Here is a 17,563-nt window from a genome sequence, read left to right on the forward strand (position 1 = left end):
CGTGAGGCAAGAAACGTCGTGTTCGGATGAATACGTGTTATTGCATTGGTGAGATCTTAGCTGCGGCCTCATCCCGTAGACGGAGAGGTCTTTTTTAGAAAGGACTCATTGCGATGAGCGCCAATGACAGTGGCTCCCCTGCTCAATCCGTGGCAGAGTTACCGATTAACATAAAGCAGCGGCAAGTTCGTACTTCTCGAATTAGACGCAACGGTGGCTTAAAACATCGGCACCTTCATTTCATTGCCTTAGGATCTGCCATAGGAACAGGCCTTTTTTATGGTTCAGCTGGGGCTATACAAGCAGCAGGTCCTTCAGTATTGCTTGTCTATGTGCTCGGTGGCGCAGTGGTTTATTTCATGCTTCGGGCATTGGGTGAGATGGCGGTTCGCAACCCTATTTCCGGATCTTTTGCGGAATATGCACGTGAGCATATGGGCGGCTGGGCCGGCTATATCACCGGGTGGATGTTTGCTTTTGAAATGGTCATAGTTTGTTTGGCCGACCTCACTGCAATCGGCATCTATATGAAGTTTTGGCTTCCACATGTCTCCCAATGGGTATGGGTTGTAGTGACTCTGCTGATAGTAGGCGCGGCGAATATAGCTACTGTAAAAGCATTCGGGGAACTGGAATTCTTTTTCACTCTCATCAAGGTCGGGGCTGTTATCGCGATGATCATTGGTGGTGCGGCAGTACTTGTTTTTGGCCTGAGTAATGCAGAGACTGGACCTGCAAATCTCGTTGCGGACGGCGGTTTCTTCCCCAACGGCATAAAGGGGATGATTGCATCCTTCATGTTGGTGCTCTTTGCTTTCGGCGGCACTGAAATCATCGGTGTGGCAGGCTCAGAAGCAGAAAATCCAGAAAAGTCGATTCCACAAGCAATTAATACTGTTCCTCTGCGTATTTTGCTTTTTTATGTTCTCGCGATTTTGGTGATCTTGTTGATCAACCCGTGGCGGACTATTACCGGCGATGAGTCTCCTTTTGTTCAAATATTTGATTCCCTCGGGGTAACGTGGGCAGCGGCTCTGCTGAATGTGGTGGTGATTGCGGCGGCGCTGTCAGCAATTAATGCGGACTTATTTGGCGCGGGGCGAGTTCTTACTGGACTAGCAAAACAAAACCTTGCGCCGAAAGCGATGGCGCATACCTACCGTAATGTCCCTGTCATGACCACGGTTATTCTGGTCATCGTGCTGATCATCGGAGCGGCCCTCAACGTGGTACTGCCCGACCGCGTGTTTGAGATCGTTGCAGCATTAGCCACGTTTGCCACCGTATATGTCTGGTTGATGATTCTTCTCGCACATCTCTTCTCACGGAGAAAAATGAGTGCTACAGAAATAGCAGCTCTAGGCTATAAAGTTCCTTTGTGGCCGTGGGGACAGTACTTTGCCATTGGCTTTATCGCTTTTACTTTTGGAATCATGGTGTGGCTTCCTGAATACCACCTAGCGCTTGCCGTGGGAATCGGCTTTTTAGCAGTCATGACCCTGATGTATTTTACGTGTGCCAAGCGCCATCACCGCATAATTGACGGCGCTGTATTCGTGGATAACGAGCGTTAATTTTAGAGTTTTTGTATGACGTCCATGACTTCTGTCGCAGAAGCAGCTGTGTACGCTGCGTGAGGCAAAACAGGGCGCTGGACCATGATCACGTCAATTCCAAGCTCGCGTGCTGCGTCCAATTTAGCGCTTGTCAACGGACCACCAGAATTTTTGGTGACAACGCAATCAATCTGATTATCCACCATGAGCTTCTTTTCATCAGCTACGGTGAAAGGACCACGAGACATAATCAATCGGTGCCGCTGCGGAAGTATCACCTGCGGCGGCTCCACGGTGCGTATTACGTACAAGTTATGAGGATCCTCGGCAAAAGGGGCAAGTTGCTGGCGTCCGATAGTAAGAAAAATATGGTGATAATCTCTAGCAGCCAGGCGGGCTGCCTCGGCCATTGAAGAGACGGGTCGCCAACGATCTCTGGGGGCAGCTACCCACGCAGGGCGATGGAGTGCGATGAGCGGAATTCCGGTGGCTCGTGTGGCTTCCGCAGCGGAAATACTAATACGCTCGGCAAAAGGATGCGTGGCATCGATGACTACTTCCACGCCTTCCTTGATCAGCCATTGGGTAAGACCCATAGGGCCGCCAAAACCACCAATGCGCACTTCTCCTACAGGTAGTTTAGGGTTTGCAACTCTTCCTGCGAGCGAGCTAGTAACATGCCAGCCAGCGTCGTAAAGCAACTGAGCGACTTCCCGAGCTTCGCCAGTGCCACCAAGAATCAGTGCACGCATGGAATAGTCCTTCCTTCTGCATCTCGAGGACGTCCATCGGAATAGAGGAAGGAATCCGGGAAGCCTTCGGCAGTTAAAACTCGACCGACAACGATAATTGCTGTGCGAGTAATGCCTGATTCTTTTACTTTTATCGCAACATCTGCGAGAGTTCCCCGAATGATTTTCTCCTCTGGGCGGGAGGCAAAAGCGACAACGGCGACCGGGCAGTCCTCGCCATAATTAGGGATGAGCTCTGCTACCACGCGGTCGATATCGTGGGCTGCTAAATGTATGCATAACGTGGCTCCGCTTTGTCCCAGCGTGCTCAGATCCTCCCCTTCCGGCATCGCCGAAGCTCGTCCGGATACACGCGTTAAGATGACGGTTTGACCTACCGTAGGTACGGTCAGCTCGTGTCCTAATGCTGCAGCAACAGCTGCAAAGGAAGGTACCCCAGGCACTATCTGATAATCCACGCCATGCGCGGTGAGACGCCGGGCTTGTTCGGCCACAGCAGAATAAATGGCAGGATCGCCGGAATGCAGCCGTGCGATATCTTTTCCCTCGGCGTGTGCGTCGAGAATGCGCTGGGTAATTTCATCTAACGGCATACGAGCGGTATTGATGACCTCGGCATTGTCTGGAACAGAGTCTAAGACCTCAGCCGGAACAATAGAGCCAGCATACATACACACTTGGCAGGTGCTGATGAGTTTTTGTGCGCGTAGCGTTAACAAATCTGCGGCACCTGGACCGGCGCCAATAAAATAGACAGTCATGTATACCTTTAATTTTCTACGGTTTTATCAATGGCAGTGGTGTTGGATTTGGTAATAACCCACTGAAGTACAGGCAGCGCTGGCTTCATCGTGGTAAAAGATCCCACGTTATGTTCTTGCGAAATATCGAAACGCGCCATGGTTCCGCCCAATGCTTGTCTTAGCTCCCAGAGCATTGCTTCGCTTTCAATTGTCACTGCGTTAGCTACAAGACGGCCGCCTATCGGAAGCCTAGCCCATGCGGCCTCAAAGATCCCAGGTGCTGTGAGTCCGCCTCCGATGAATATGACATCCGGAGATGTAGGGACCTCGTCGAAAGACTGGGGTGCCCCGTTGTGGATGGCTAAGCGGTCGATAACGCCTAGCGTCCGTGCGTTTTCTGCGATGCGGTTGCGGCGTTCCTCAACGACCTCAAAGCAGACTGCAGTTGTACCAAGTGTGGATCGAAGCCACTCGATAGCGATGGAACCAGAACCCCCACCAATATCCCATAAGGTCTCGCCTTGGCGAGGAGCCAAAGCCGATAGCGTCAGAGCTCGGACATGGTGCTTAGTGAGCTGGCCATCGGAGAGATAGTGGGCGTCGGAAAGTCCAGGAAGCATGCTCTCGCCCGCACGTTGTAGAGAGACCGCAATAACGTTGAGGGCGCTCGTAGCGGTAGGAGGATTTTCTGCAGTTCCTGAAGCTATGGCCTCATCGGGGCTACCCAAATCGCTGAGTATTGTTACGTGTGCGTCTGATTGGTTGAGCTCAAGTAACAGGTCGCAGATACGGGCAGGAGTTTTTTCATCTTGCCCGAGCACCAGGAAATGTCCACCGCGTTGTATCGGAAGCACAAGATGGTCTACAGCGTTGGTAACCAGGCTATACACGGGAGTTTTGTCAAGGGGCCATCCTAGACGCGCACACGCAAGGGATGCTGAAGAACTATGCGGGATGACTGTAATCGAGTGTTGCGGAAGCATCCGTATGAGTGTTGACCCGATGCCATGGAACATCGGGTCGCCGGAGCCTAAGACCACCACATTCTGGTCTGTTAACTCTGCAAAAATCTCCGGGATCTTGGGAAGCATGGGAGACGGCCATGGGCGGCGTTCCGCGGGGACATCATCAGGGACGAGTCCTAGCTGACGCCACGAGCCAATGATCACTTTTGCCTGGTAGATGGCCTCGCGCGCTTGGGATCCCAACTCATCTACGCCACCGGCGCTAATCCCTACCACGGTGATAGAACCCGTTGTGGCTACTGAATCTCCTACCGCAATACGCCGTAACGAGGTCGCTTCCGTACTCATAGAAAAAATTCTAGCGATACAAAAGGCATTCGCTGTGATCAGCGTGGCATATGCCGCCATATTGAGCTAGGAACCACACGCATGAGGAGGGCTAGTGCTATGAGGCGCCGAGGTATCCACAGTGTGGCGGACCTCCTTCCAGTATTTATCTCCCGTACAACAGCTTGGGCCACGACATCCGGTGTCACAGACATAGGCGCAGGAGACATTCCAGCAGTCATTCTTCCAATCACAAACCCAGGTCGAGCAGTGATCATGCGGAGATTCGTTGCGTGTAAAGCCATACTGAGGCCTTGACAAAAGGCGTCTAAGCCAGCCTTAGTCGACCCGTAGACGTAGTTAGCTCGCCGAGCTCGCCAACCAGCGATAGAGGAGAAAGCCGTGATGGTACTGGGTTGAGAGTTACGCTTCATGCGATCCGAGAGGACAGTAAGCGCAACAATCTGTGCCGTGTAGTCTATCGTGGCGATGTTCGCAGCATGGTGTTCATCAACTTCGGCGGTCTCTTGGTCTCCGAGAATGCCGAAACATACTATGGCATGTTCAATATCGCCGGAATTTTCTATTATCTTCCGATGTGAGCGCAGGTCGGAAGCATCGAAAAATTCAGTATGTACTGATACGGCTCCCACGTCCATGAGCTCCGCACTAAGGTCTTTGAGAGCTTCAGTGCGGCGCGCAGCGAGCACCACATGGCGGCCAGGCGCTAGGAGTCGCGCTATCTGCCCGCCAATCTCGCTGGTGGCTCCAAGGATGAGCAAGGTGCGAACGTTGGAGGTCACTGGAGCGTCCGTGGTTGGTTGTTGAGACATTCACAGCCGTTTTCTGTTACCACGACGATGTCCTCAATGCGAGCGCCGAAACGGCCTTCGAGATAAATACCTGGTTCGACGGAAAATGCCATACCTGGTTGGAGAACAAGGTCGTTTCCTTCCATGATAAAGGGCTCTTCGTGCGTCGATAAGCCAATGCCATGGCCGGTGCGGTGGATGAATGCGTGTCCGTAGCCTGCCTCCGAAATAATATCGCGGGCTACTTTATCAATGCTTGCTGCGGTGACCCCAGGTTTAATAGCTTTAACCGCCTCTTCCTGTGCACGGAGAAGCACATCGTACATCTGTTGCGCGTCTGCATCTAAGAGATCAGGGCTGCCCCCAACAACATAGGTTCGGGTGCAATCCGAGTGATAGCCCACACCGTAAGTACCACCGATATCAACCACAACCATGTCTCCGGGTACGAGTTCGCGATCTGAGTAATCATGGTGTGGATTAGCTCCATTGACCTGGCTTCCTACGATCACAAAGTCGACCTTTGAATGGTCTTTCTTGATGAGTACAGCCAAGTCCTCGGCTACTTCGGCTTCTGTCCGCCCCGGTTGCAGGAGGAAAGGCACTTGCGCGTGGACTCTGTCGATAGCTTGAGCAGCTGCTCGTAGCTGCTCGATTTCCTCAGTATCCTTGGCTATGAATAACTCGGCTAGAACGGCAGTCGCCAGTACCGTAACTGATTGCTTTCCCAGAATATTTTGAAGTGATATCAAGTGATTAGCCGTGAGTTCCTCTCCTACGCCAACGATCGTGTGAGGAGGTTCCCCCAACGCACTTATCACGGCCGCATAGGGGTCTTGTCCGTCTATCCAACCGAGAACGTTAATGCCGAGAAGCGAAACAGAGGATTTCCGTAAGTCACCTCGATCTACGTCCGGCACGACCAGGGTGGGTTGAGCCCCGGAAGCTGGAATCACCAGGGCCGTAAGCCGCTCGTGTGTTGAGATCCAGGAACCGGTGAGATAGGCAAATTGTGCGCCTGCTCCGATAATGAGTCCGCTTAAACCCGATTCGCGCGCAAGAGCAGCTGCGCGTGCGATCCTATGCGCATAGACTTCGGGGGCGAAACCTCGATATTCATTGATAGACATAGTGCTTATTCTAGAGAACTTAAAGCTTATCGACGCCACCTAGCTGCCTATAGCGACCACACCGCGTCGTATTGCTTCAATGGCAGACCGAGCAGATTTTTTCGTCTCTTTACTGTAGGCAGTTGACCTGATCTGTTCGAGTAAATCAATAACCTGACGGCACTGCCGCACAAAATCACCTGCGGTGAGCTCCGCCCCTGATTCTGCGGCAGCTGCGAGACAATAGCCAAGTGGCGCGCCAGCCGTCCATTGATGAATAGCTAGAGAAAAACCAGCTTCTGGATACTTGGTTACAGGCAACTGGTAGCGGCGTTCATTAACGCTGAGCTCATCCCAAAGTCGGAGTGTATTGTTCATTGCCACGGCCATGGGTTCCGTTGCAGCTTCCGGTTCACCACGCGTTTCTTTACGATTCTCAAATGTGCACATACTGACAACGCCGGCAAGCTCTGCGGGATCGAGCCCATCCCAGATTCCGCGTTTGAGGCACTGTGCCACTAACAAATCCGATTCATTGTGGATTTTGGCAAGGTTTTCCCCTTCTTCCGTTACCTGTGGAATGCCATCGATAAACTCCACGTAGTCGAGTTCTCCGAGCAGTCCCAAGATTCGGTCAAACGTCTTCCCCAGAGTATCGGTAGCGGTTTCTACTGTGGTACGCAGTCGAGATGTCTCTTTCTGTGCGCGCGCGAGTTTTTCTCCGATTCTTGCAAGGTCTTCTCTGTTATCCCACTGATGAGCTGGGTGGGAGCGTATGCGGGCGCGAAGCTCAGTGATCTTTTCCGTCGGCCGATGACGCTGCTGAGTCTTGAGACGCTTAGGACGGGAGTATGTGAGTTTTTCAAATTGTCTGACCACATACTTGGAGTTTTTCCGAGGCTGGGCAATCGTGGCGCGAGAGAGCTTCATATGACCTACCACCACAGGGGGCATTGGGAAAGCAGTGGTATCCACTCTCCCCGACCAACCAGATTCCATAGTGACCCAGGGCTTAGGGTCAGAAGAGTTATTGGAAGGCTGCACGACCACGGCTAATAGCGGGCGTTTTTTGCCTGGCATAGCAATCACGTCTCCGAGATTAAGGCTGGCTAGGACCCTGCTAACCTCTATCTCTCGTTGTTCCAATGAGTGCCGTTTTGCCCGGCGTTCCTCATCAGTAAGCTCACGTCTGAGGTCAATGTATTCTACAAACTTCTCAATATCTTCTTCGGGGATATGAGCGCTGAGCTGTGTTTCAAGTTTTTTAACCCGGGCTTCGGAGCGCTCTATGTTCCGTACAACGTCCACCACGCTGCCATCTGCTTGGAACTGCGCAAACGACTTTTCTAAGAGCCGGTGCGCCGGGGTAAACCCGATGGTTTTAAGCAGATTAACCGACATGTTGTAGCCGGGTGAGAAGGTCGATATGAGCGGATAGGTTCGCGTTGATGCAAGTCCTGCCACGGAACGCGGATCCATTGCTGGCGCCCACTGGACCACAGCGTTTCCGATGATATCGATGCCACGGCGGCCTGCGCGGCCAGTGAGCTGCGTGTATTGACCAGGAGTGAGATCTACGTGCGCTTCACCATTGTATTTGACGAGTTTTTCTAGGACGACTGTCCGGGCTGGCATATTAATGCCAAGCGCGAGAGTCTCCGTAGCAAAAACAGCGCGCACGAGGCCTTTAGTAAAAAGCTCTTCGACTATGTGCCTAAAAGCAGGCAACATTCCAGCGTGATGGGCAGCGAAGCCACGCATCAGTGCAGACCGCCACTTGCGGAAATCAAGAACTTTCAGGTCCTCTTCTGGGATACCGGCTACTCCGGCATCGACGATCCGGGCGATTTCTTCTGCCTCTTGTTGATCCGTGAGCACGATGCTGGAACGCATGCACTGATATAGTGCGCCTTCACATCCGGCACGGGAAAAGATGAAGGTGATTGCCGGAAGCATGTCTTGGCTTTGTAGAACATCAAGAACCTCCGGACGCCCAAGAGGGCGATACCGGTCTTGTCGCGGACGGCCTGAACGTGAACTATGAGAGTCTCCGGACGAACGTGCACGGAAGCCTCCAGCTTTGAACTGAGCACGCCCTCGGTCGATCGCTTCCTTTCCTTCTAAACGATCGATGTGATCTTCAAGCCGAGCGTTGACCTCACCGCCTGAATCCGGCTCAAATAGCGGATGAATACGGCGTCCCACCATCATCCACTGGTTAAGGGGAACCGGCCTGTGCTCAGAAACAATAACTTCGGTGTCTCCTCGGACTGTTTCCAGCCAGCGGCCAAATTCCTCCGAGTTGCTGACAGTGGCAGATAAACCAACCACGCTGACAGATTCGTCAAGACCGAGAATTGCTTCCTCCCATACCGCGCCGCGAGATTTATCGGATAGAAAATGGATCTCATCCATGACCACGTGGGTAAGCCTGGTTAAAGCCTCTGATCGCGCGTAGATCATATTTCGGAGAACTTCAGTGGTCATCACCAGGACGTCGGCATCGTGGTTGATGGATACATCTCCGGTGAGTAAACCAATAGCTTCTTCACCATGGACCTCAACCAGATCATGGAACTTCTGGTTGCTGAGCGCCTTGATTGGCGTGGTGTAAAAGCACTTGGTGCCACGAGAAAGCGCCAAAGAGACTGCAAATTCTCCGACTATAGTTTTGCCTGCCCCTGTCGGCGCACATACTAAAACTCCGCGGTCATCTTCAATGGCTTGGCATCCCTGAATCTGGAAATCATCGAGGGGAAACTTTTGCCGAGAGATGAACTCGCGGAGATGAGAGTCAGAGGCTGGCGTAATCGTCATGCCTTAAGGCTACTGTGCCTAGAGAACGTCGTCGAAGTTGGTACCAGAATCTAAGGGTTTTGTTTGTTTAAGCGGAGCAGGCCGCGTAATAGGCTGAGCATTAATGTCGTTGCTTGACTCGAAAGTAGAGGACGCAGACACAGGACCTGAAGCCGTAACAGGGTTGGGCGAATCGACTCCTCCTGCGTGAAGATCAAGCGGTGACGCTGACTCATCATCGAGATCCATCCAGCTAGGCCGCGAGACATTTCTGCGTTTGTCGTTTATCCGTGCAAATTGCATGGCGACCTCAACCAGCAAGGTGAGCGACACTCCGAGGGCAAGCATGGAGAAGGGGTCTTGGCCGGGAGTCATAAAAGCCGCAAAAATGAACAAAACAACGGTAATGATTCGCCGTTTATCTTTAATGACCTCGTACGGTAAAACCCCCACGATGTTGAGCATCGCGATAATGAGTGGAACTTCAAAGCTCACTCCAAACATGGCAAGAAGTGCCAGTATGAAGCTGAAATAACGGTCACCAGATAGCGCGGCGGTTTGAACATCGTCGCCGATGCCTAGGAGGAATTCAAGACCATAGTCAAGAACAAAGTAGGCAAGAACCGCACCAAAGATAAACAGCAGCACAGCAATGCTGACAAAAGAAAATGTCCAGCGTCGTTCGTTCTTCATCAGCCCAGGGGTGATAAACGCCCAAATCTGATACAGCCAGATCGGCGAAGCAAAGACCAGACCAGCCAATGCGCCTACTTTAAGGCGCAGCATGAACATCTCAAACGGTGCGGTTGCTATCAGCCTGCAGGTGCCATCATGCGTAAGATCTGCGCGCTTTTGTGGGGGAAGATCGCAATAGGGACCACGGAGAATATCCCCCAGAGAAGGGATAGAAAACCAGTAGAGGTTAACGGCATGCTGATACCAGATAAAACCGATGATCGTTGTGACTATCACGGCAAAAACAGAAATGATCACTCTGCGTCGTAGCTCTTGAAGGTGCTCGACCAGGGACATTTCGCTATGGTTTTGTTTCTTTGCCCGCGTAAACACTTTCTTAAGCCCACGGCGTGGGACAACGCCACCTTGCGGGGAAGCTTCAACCGAGCTCATTAAGATTCCTGCCTACTGCCTTAACGTAAAAATAGTGACCTTGTGGTTTCCACATATTACTAGGAACCACAAGGTTTTATTCAGAACACGGTAGCTAAATAAAACGCTTATCCGTGCTGGGGATTCTGCTGTTGCTGCTGGGTTGGGTATTCAACCGGAGCCTGAGTCTGCGGAGGAACGATGCCATTTTGCGGCTGAACATAAGGCTGCTGCATCAGCTGCGCCTGCTGCTGCTCGGCACGCTGGTCATCATTGCTCATTTCCTTGACTTCAGACTTGAAAATACGCATAGAACGGCCAATCGAACGTGCAGCGTCTGGAAGCTTCTTGGCGCCAAAAAGCAGAACTATAAGGAATAAAATGATGATGATTTCGGTAGGACCAAGGCTCATGGCGTACCCCTCACTGTGACATAGGACCAAAACAGCGTTTATTTGCTGCTTGTTACTCGTTTTGGATCATACACGCTCAATGCGAGCTTGGCGCGATCCTGCACTGCTTGAGCAAGATCACGTGGAGCTATCACGCGCACTCGATCAAGGTTGCTTAAGGCAAATTGTATAACCCATTCCTTGGAAGCCAGCGGAAGCATCACCTCATACCAGCCCTTCTCGTTGGCTTGTTCGACTTCTAACGGGATGGTATCTGCGAGCCAGAGAGCTTCTGCGGAGAGCTCAAGCTTGGCAAATTCTGAGGTAGCAGAGAAGTTGAAGGGGTCTGACTCGTCAAAGACGGCCCGTTCCAATCGCGGGGTAGCTCGAAGCTCGGTGAGTGCGATAGCGCGCATGGCTGAGACCCGGAATGTCCGGTGGGACTCACTGGAGTCTTCCCAAGCTGTGAGGTACGTCTCTCCTCCGTTGGTGAAGATGCGACTTGCGCTCACCACACGGTGGGATAATTCGTCGCGATTACGGTTGTAATAATCGAACTCAATTTGGGTGCGAGTGTTCATCGATTCTCGGATCGTTTCTAGATCCGGCTCGGGTGCAAGATCATTCCCCAAAGCTGTGGAGTCAAAGATTCCATGGGTCTCTTCCCCCATGGTTTTCCGTAATTTCTCGGCTGCTGATAGTACAGCTGAGCGCTTTACCAGCCCTGGGACCTGCTCTAGCGTTTCCAACGCAAGCAAAAGGGCGCCTGCTTCGGTGTGCGTGAGCCGTAGAGGAGCATCCATCCCTTGATTATTGATTACAGTAACTGAGCGCAGCTCTGCGTCTAGATCGACAAGCTCGTCTGGAAAAGTTCCTGGACCACAGCAGAATAGCCGACTGAGGTCTTCTTGAACCTGACTAGGAGAAAGGCCAAGATCGGTAGCTGCCTCCATCATTGAGCGACCTGGGTGTGCTTCAAAATATGGCAGGAGGTTAAGCAGGCGGACAAGGTCTGTCAAACGCCTATTTTTGCTTTTCGACGTAGCCATTAGGGCTCCTCTGCTGCAGAAGAAAGTAAAGAAACTATGTCTGAAATGACGTCCTGGGGTTCAACGACTAGTGCTGAAGGCGCGAGGGCTACAGCAGTTCGTACCAGCCAATCCCGGTCAACGTCGATAAGCGAATAGCTCCCGTCGTGATTACGGGTACCGCGTGAGCTGAACTCAAACCCGTGACCTTCTTTAACTTTTACCGTCGCATTGACGAGCACTTGGCCTTGCCTTAACTGTTCTTCTACTAGCTCTTGCAAGTTTGTCCCTGGTTCCGGCGAATGGAACATGTCCTCGGACGCGATGGGCTCTGGCTTTGCCACAGAAACAATGCGGGTAACGCGGAAAACTCGTTTTTCTTGTCGCTCAATATCAAAGCCGACTAAGTACAGGCGATCTCGGTGGGAAACAATCCCCCAGGGATCCATGGTTCGCCATTGTGGCGCAGATGCTTTATTGCGGAGGTATTCAAAACGAAGCCGCTTGTTACTCCGACAGGCTTCTAATATTGCGTCAAAGTGAGAAGCCGAAAGAGAGTTCCAGTCGTTTACGGGATGGAAACGAGGTGTTGCGGTTAACTCGCGATCAATGCCTGAGGCTGCGATCTTAGTCCAACCGGAACGAGAAAAGGTTGCTAGTTCATCGCCTAGACCCATCTGCCCGGCAAGTGCGAGAACCGTTGCTTCTTCGGCAGTAAAATTCACTTTTTTCAGTGGGTATTCTTCCGCCTGGAGTCGGTACGCAGTCTGTGCATTAGTGGCTACTGTCTCAATGGGAACACCAGCGCGTAGTAACGCCGTGCGGTCCCGTTTGAACAATTGGTGTGCTGCCTCATAGGAGCGGGTCTCCCCTGTCTCTGGGTTTTTCTTATATCCCTCAACATGTTCGATAATCCATTCCGCTGTGAGATAGCGGTGTCCGCGGCTTTCAGCGTTAAGGAAGGCAAAAGTAACGTTGACGATCCGCTCCATGACCGTGTCTTTTTTCACTCCTGAACACCTTCCTGGGCATAAGACTCTGCATGCTGTTCCATGTAAGCGATAAGTTCTTCCACGCGCTCGTCAACCGCAGAGAAGGGGTCTGAGAGCTCTACGATCTGAGGCTCCGGACGGTTGATTTTGAGCCTTAACCAATCCGTGGAGATAGGGGCTCCTAGAAGCGAGGCTGCGTGTAGGAATCGCCCGCGTAGTGCCGCCCGCGTGGTATCAGGGGCGTTGTCTACTGCATGATGGATGTCCTGGTCAGTGATCCACCGATTAACTAATCCTTTAGCTTCTAAGACGCGAAAAAGGCCACGACCTGGACGAATATCGTGATAGGCCAGATCTACTTGAGCCAGCTTAGGGTGTTGGAAGTCATCTGCTTCCAATCCCAGTCGTGCTTGGTATTTTTGCAGCATACTGAGCTTTATCACCCAATCGATATCGCGCTCTAGTGCGCTCACATCACCTGATTCGATTGCTGCTGTCACCTTAAGCCAGAGATTTACTATGTCTGTCATAGCAGCGTTGCTGGTTCCGCCGGTTTCTTCCCTGATCTCGAGCCACCGTTGTGCAGCTTCTGCATAACTGCGCTGGATGGATATGGCGTGTTGTTGCGACCCATTCTTGAGCTGGATAAGAGTCTTGCCCGTTGTATCCCGAGAGACGTCTCTAATAGCTGCAATCTCATTATCGAGTTCTAGGTCTGCAAGATCGAAGCCCGCCTCGATCATCTCCAAAACTAACTGGGTGGAACCGATTTTAAGAGCACAAGTTACCTCAGACATGGAGGAATCCCCGACGATAACGTGTAGTCGCCGGAACCGGTGGGAATCTGCGTGCGGCTCATCCCGAGTATTGATGATCGGTCTAGAGCGCGTGGTTGCGCTGGATACGCCTTCCCACACGTGATCGGCGCGCTGAGAAATCTGAAACTCCCCATTTTGAATGGACCCAGAGCCACAGATGAGCTGACGGGTAATCAAAAAAGGCAAGAGTTGTTTGCCCAAGGTTTTCAGGACTACGTCTCTGCCTACCAAGTAGTTTTCATGACAACCATACGAGTTACCAAAAGAATCAAGGTTGTTCTTAAAAAGATAAACGCTGCCGCCGATGCCCTCAGCTTCTAAGCTCTTTTCTGCAGTAACAGCAAGCTCATTAACAATGACGTCTCCGGCACGATCATAGGCAACGAGTTGCGCTAGAGAGTCGCATTCTGCGGAAGCGTACTCCGGGTGCGACCCCACGTCGAGGTAAAGGCGAGAACCATTAGGAACAAAGACGTTCGAGCTAGACCAGCGCTCTACTACTGGTCGGAACATGTATCGAGCGATTTCATCGGCATTTAAGCGACGACTGCCTCCCTCTGAGACACACGTTATCCCGTACTCAGTCTCAACTCCAGTGATTCGCCTGGTAAAAGCCGCGTGTGGTGCTACTGCGTGGGAATGCGGCGACAACACGGTATTACTGCCCGCCCTTCTGGACGTAAGAACGAACAAACTCCTCGGCATTATTTTCTAAAAGGCCGTCTATCTCATCCAAGAGATCATCGACGCCGGTTGTTGAAATCTGCGCTTGAGCTGCGCCGAGTGTAGGGTCCGGGAAGTCGTCGTTAGAGTTGGAACCGCCAGCATTAATGTTTTTTTGTTGGGAGCTCATGAGTTAAAGAAATCTCCTTGATCTTGGTTCTTGGTGGACTGCGTTCATTACAACTTAGGCTAACGTAACGTGATCTTACGCGTGTGTAAGAGAGGCGCGGTTTATTCTGATTGCGGCAGCAATCTTTCTACTGGAGCAAGATGCCCGATCCGTTGTACGAGCCTGCCAACATTGCCGTTGAGGTCTGCAAAAGCTTCTTGGGAAGAAGAACAGCAGAGAGTATCAAGCTGTGGAAGAGAGATTTTCACGTGGGAGGATCCATCGGCGATGATGATGCTTTCCCAGTTAGCGGCCACTATTTTTCCTGGCAATGATTCGATCACATGCCCTCGGAAATAGGCGCGAGAGTCTAAAGGACTCTTCCATGCGGCATGAGCGATCTCTTCGGAGGTAGCAAGGGTACGCATTCTTCCTTTGCGAACTAAGGCATGAAAGAGGCTTTTGGCGGGGTCGATATCAGAATATTGCAGATCGATGAGCTTTATCTTGGCGTCTGCAATGGAGACTCCCCGGGCTTCGTAAGAGCGGATGAGCGCAAGTTTGGCACACCAATCGAGTAGATGCGCAGCATGCTGTGGACCTTTGCTCAGTGCCTCTACGGCTTCATCCCACGCAGTGATGACGCGCTTTTCGACGTCAGTAGTGGCGTTGAGCCTTTCGCGATACTGTGCGAGTAACTCAAGGGCAGTGAGTTTTCGGCCATCTGATAGCGTCAGGCGATGCGATAGCTCTAGGTCACGGGACACTGTGCTTACCTCGGCCACAGCGTTACTGAGTTTCAGGTCACTGAAGTCAATCCCTTTTTCTATCGCATCAATGACCAGTGCTGTCATCCCTAGCTTGAGGAAAATCGAGGTGTGGGACATATTAGCGTCCCCGATAATCACGTGGAGCCTGCCGTAGCTTTCTGCAGCGGCGTGAGGTTCATCGCGAGTATTAATGATTCCTCGGTTGAGCGTTGTCTCAAGGGAAATCTCTTGTTCGATATAATCTGCACGTTGCGAAATCTGGAAGCCAGCTTTTTCTCCCAGTTGTCCGAGGCCCACACGTCCTGCCCCTGCAACGACTTGCCGGGCTACGAAAAACGGAATAAGCGATTGCGCTAGTCGATCAAAATTAGTGTCGCGATGGTACAAGTAGTTTTCATGGCTGCCGTAGCTTGCGCCTTTTCCGTCAACGTTATTTTTATAAATTTTAAGGGGTGGGCAGGGCTCATGATGATCAAGTATGGATTCCCCCGCCGCGGTTTGTTCTGCAACGAGTTCGGCTGCGCGGTTGAGTATTACGTCGCCGGCGACGTCGTAAAGCATGGCATCGTATGCGTTTGTAGTCTCGGGAGATGAGTACTCGGGGTGTGCATGATCCACATAGAACCGTCCGCCGTTGGTTAGTACGGCATTGGCTACGCCGATAGCGTTGGGGTCTATGATCGGGACGCTATGGTATCTTTTCAGGTCAAAACCGCGGGAGTCTCTTAGGGGATGCTCAGCTGCAAAATTCCAGCGTGCGCCGCTAGCGCAACGTTCCCGCATGCTGAAGGAAACAACCGCATGGGTGGACGTCACTATGGGGCTTAACGTGGCATCCGAAGGGGTCGCGATGCCATATTCAGTTTCAGTTCCGATGAAGCTCACCGGTGTCCTCCTAAAACTCTAGCGTGGGTTACCCGGATGCCTTGTCTACCGGTGATCCGACTCCATTCATCTGGATTAGCGGTGTTAGGTAGGTCTTCGCTTTCTCGGTTCTCTGCGTCTACCGCGGCGAGTAGATGCGCGGCAGCGATTCCTCGTCCATGCCCGGCAATGTGTTCTTTGATCGCGTATTTTTTCGCACGGTCGACGATATTGGCAATCATGGCGCCGGAGACGAAATCACGGTAATGCAGGATCTCCGTGGTGCCGTCGATAAGCGTTAGTTCCACATAAGGCTTATCCGCAAAAAGATAGTTCACTGTGGTGTGGATAAGGTCGGCGACTGGTTCTGTGATCGGAATATCTTTTGTGAGATGCCTAAAGAATATATCCTGAGCTGCTTTTTTGCCGGGTCTTTGGACTCGGATCTTCACGTCTAATCGGCCGGGACGCAAGATAGCGGGATCAATGAGCTCTTCGCGGTTAGTGGCACCGATAACGATGACATTGCTTAGGCTTTCCACGCCGTCGAGCTCTGTGAGTAGCTGAGGAACAACGGTTGTCTCCATGTCTGAGCTCACCCCTGAGCCACGAGTCCTAAAGATAGACTCCATCTCATCAAAGAAAATGATGACGGGGCGTCCCTCTTCTGCTAATTCGCGGGCGCGCTCGAAAATGAGTCGAATTCGGCGTTCCGTCTCACCCACGTATTTATTTAAGAGCTCTGGTCCTTTGACGTTAATAAAATAGCTTTGATTTCCCTCCCCTATTCGCTGCGCTAATGAGTGCGCGACGGCCTTGGCAATTAACGTTTTTCCGCAGCCGGGAGGACCATAAAGCAACACGCCCTTGGGTGGATGAAGATCGTAAGCTCGGTAGAGCTCTGGGTGCGCGAAAGGCAACTCTACGGCATCATGAATTTGCTCGATTTGCTCATCGAGGCCACCGATATCGGCGTATGTGACATCTGGGATTTCCTCGAGAGCTAGTTTGCTGACCTCCGTTTTGGGGATCACCTCATAGGCATAGCCAGCCCGGGAGTCGACCAGAAGCGTGTCTCCTGCACGCGGTTGCCTGCAAAAGGTTTCTAGCAAAGGGGCCGCTAGCCGCACGATGTGCTCTTCGCCGTTATAGTCCGCAACCAGCGCACGGTTTGTCCCTATCATCTCCACGAGAGTCGCCAGGGAACCGGTGGAATCGAAGTCACAAACTTCTACAACGTGGCTGGCCTCCCCCAGACGAACCTGCACACCTGGCACCAGCAAAGACTTATTAACAAGTGGAGAAATTTGCAGGCGCATCTTACGCGACGCTGTAAAGACCTCCGCCGTCTTCTTGTCCGAAGAAAACTCCAAGAACGTGCCATACGTGGATGGTGGTGTAGCTAACTCTTCAATCTGCTCGTTCAAGACCATGAGCTTATTGCGAGAAGCTTTGAGCAACTCGGCTAATTTGGCATTCCGAGCGCTTAAATCATCCGCTGTTTTTTTCTGTCGACGGAGCGCTGCTTTGAGTTCCTCAGTGTTGTGCAGCTGATCATTTATTTCCTCTGCGCGAGCGTTCCCTTGAGCTGAATGCATGATGCTTACCTTACTAACCAACACGCACTAGGAGGAGGCGGGGTTGATTTTAGTGGTTGCCATAACGCACGCGAGGCTCCTCTACCAGCTAAAACGGTCGCA

General features: G+C 52.0%; 15 protein-coding genes. 1 reads left to right on the top strand and 14 read right to left on the bottom strand.

Annotated features, from left to right (window positions below; all coding sequences use genetic code 11):
* Nucleotides 1-113 precede the first annotated feature (113 nt).
* Entirely contained in the window at nt 114-1,574 is a 1,461-nt protein-coding gene (locus CKV68_RS00945) for an amino acid permease (protein ID WP_038618428.1), read from the top strand.
* A 2-nt stretch (nt 1,575-1,576) separates the two neighbouring features.
* Here the strand turns inward: CKV68_RS00945 and CKV68_RS00950 are convergent, their stop codons facing one another.
* The 14 genes from CKV68_RS00950 to arc all read right to left on the bottom strand — a co-directional run bounded on the left by CKV68_RS00950 (nt 1,577) and on the right by arc (nt 17,461).
* The gene (locus CKV68_RS00950) at nt 1,577-2,308 is read right to left on the bottom strand and encodes a cobalt-precorrin-6A reductase (RefSeq protein WP_038618431.1); all 732 of its coding nucleotides are present in this window, start codon (nt 2,306-2,308) and stop codon (nt 1,577-1,579) included.
* Complete coding sequence (cobM, locus tag CKV68_RS00955) at nt 2,296-3,069, bottom strand: precorrin-4 C(11)-methyltransferase (RefSeq protein ID WP_095075424.1); 774 nt, start codon at nt 3,067-3,069, stop codon at nt 2,296-2,298. The genes CKV68_RS00950 and cobM overlap by 13 nt, the downstream gene beginning before the upstream one ends.
* 8 nt (nt 3,070-3,077) lie before the next feature.
* On the bottom strand, nt 3,078-4,364 hold the full coding sequence (cbiE, locus tag CKV68_RS00960; protein ID WP_095076209.1) for a precorrin-6y C5,15-methyltransferase (decarboxylating) subunit CbiE: 1,287 nt from the start codon (nt 4,362-4,364) through the stop codon (nt 3,078-3,080).
* A gap of 38 nt (nt 4,365-4,402) precedes the next feature.
* Nucleotides 4,403-5,176: an SDR family oxidoreductase gene (locus CKV68_RS00965; RefSeq protein WP_014525746.1), complete on the bottom strand. Its 774-nt coding sequence runs from the start codon at nt 5,174-5,176 to the stop codon at nt 4,403-4,405.
* Nucleotides 5,143-6,285: a M24 family metallopeptidase gene (locus CKV68_RS00970; protein WP_095075425.1), complete on the bottom strand. Its 1,143-nt coding sequence runs from the start codon at nt 6,283-6,285 to the stop codon at nt 5,143-5,145. The genes CKV68_RS00965 and CKV68_RS00970 overlap by 34 nt, the downstream gene beginning before the upstream one ends.
* 39 nt (nt 6,286-6,324) lie before the next feature.
* Complete coding sequence (locus CKV68_RS00975) at nt 6,325-9,081, bottom strand: DEAD/DEAH box helicase (RefSeq protein ID WP_095075426.1); 2,757 nt, start codon at nt 9,079-9,081, stop codon at nt 6,325-6,327.
* An 18-nt stretch (nt 9,082-9,099) separates the two neighbouring features.
* The gene (tatC, locus tag CKV68_RS00980; protein WP_095075427.1) at nt 9,100-10,188 is read right to left on the bottom strand and encodes a twin-arginine translocase subunit TatC; all 1,089 of its coding nucleotides are present in this window, start codon (nt 10,186-10,188) and stop codon (nt 9,100-9,102) included.
* Between the two features lie 107 nt (nt 10,189-10,295).
* The gene (gene tatA / locus CKV68_RS00985) at nt 10,296-10,580 is read right to left on the bottom strand and encodes a Sec-independent protein translocase subunit TatA (protein WP_029975304.1); all 285 of its coding nucleotides are present in this window, start codon (nt 10,578-10,580) and stop codon (nt 10,296-10,298) included.
* Between the two features lie 38 nt (nt 10,581-10,618).
* Nucleotides 10,619-11,608, bottom strand: a complete 990-nt coding sequence (locus tag CKV68_RS00990; protein ID WP_095075428.1) for a helix-turn-helix transcriptional regulator — start codon at nt 11,606-11,608, stop codon at nt 10,619-10,621.
* A complete protein-coding gene (locus tag CKV68_RS00995) occupies nt 11,608-12,597 on the bottom strand; it encodes a helix-turn-helix transcriptional regulator (protein WP_095075429.1) in 990 nt (329 codons plus the stop codon). The genes CKV68_RS00990 and CKV68_RS00995 overlap by 1 nt, the downstream gene beginning before the upstream one ends.
* A complete protein-coding gene (gene pafA / locus CKV68_RS01000) occupies nt 12,594-14,051 on the bottom strand; it encodes a Pup--protein ligase (RefSeq protein WP_038618449.1) in 1,458 nt (485 codons plus the stop codon). The genes CKV68_RS00995 and pafA overlap by 4 nt, the downstream gene beginning before the upstream one ends.
* Nucleotides 14,052-14,055: 4 nt before the next feature.
* Nucleotides 14,056-14,250, bottom strand: a complete 195-nt coding sequence (locus CKV68_RS01005; protein WP_013911471.1) for a ubiquitin-like protein Pup — start codon at nt 14,248-14,250, stop codon at nt 14,056-14,058.
* 101 nt (nt 14,251-14,351) lie between these two features.
* Nucleotides 14,352-15,884, bottom strand: a complete 1,533-nt coding sequence (dop, locus tag CKV68_RS01010; protein WP_095075430.1) for a depupylase/deamidase Dop — start codon at nt 15,882-15,884, stop codon at nt 14,352-14,354.
* Entirely contained in the window at nt 15,881-17,461 is a 1,581-nt protein-coding gene (arc, locus tag CKV68_RS01015; protein WP_095075431.1) for a proteasome ATPase, read from the bottom strand. The genes dop and arc overlap by 4 nt, the downstream gene beginning before the upstream one ends.
* Between the last annotated feature and the right edge of the window lie 102 nt (nt 17,462-17,563).

Origin of the sequence: Corynebacterium ulcerans (assembly GCF_900187135.1) — a bacterium.
In the GTDB taxonomy this organism is placed as follows: Bacteria; Actinomycetota; Actinomycetes; order Mycobacteriales; family Mycobacteriaceae; genus Corynebacterium; species Corynebacterium ulcerans.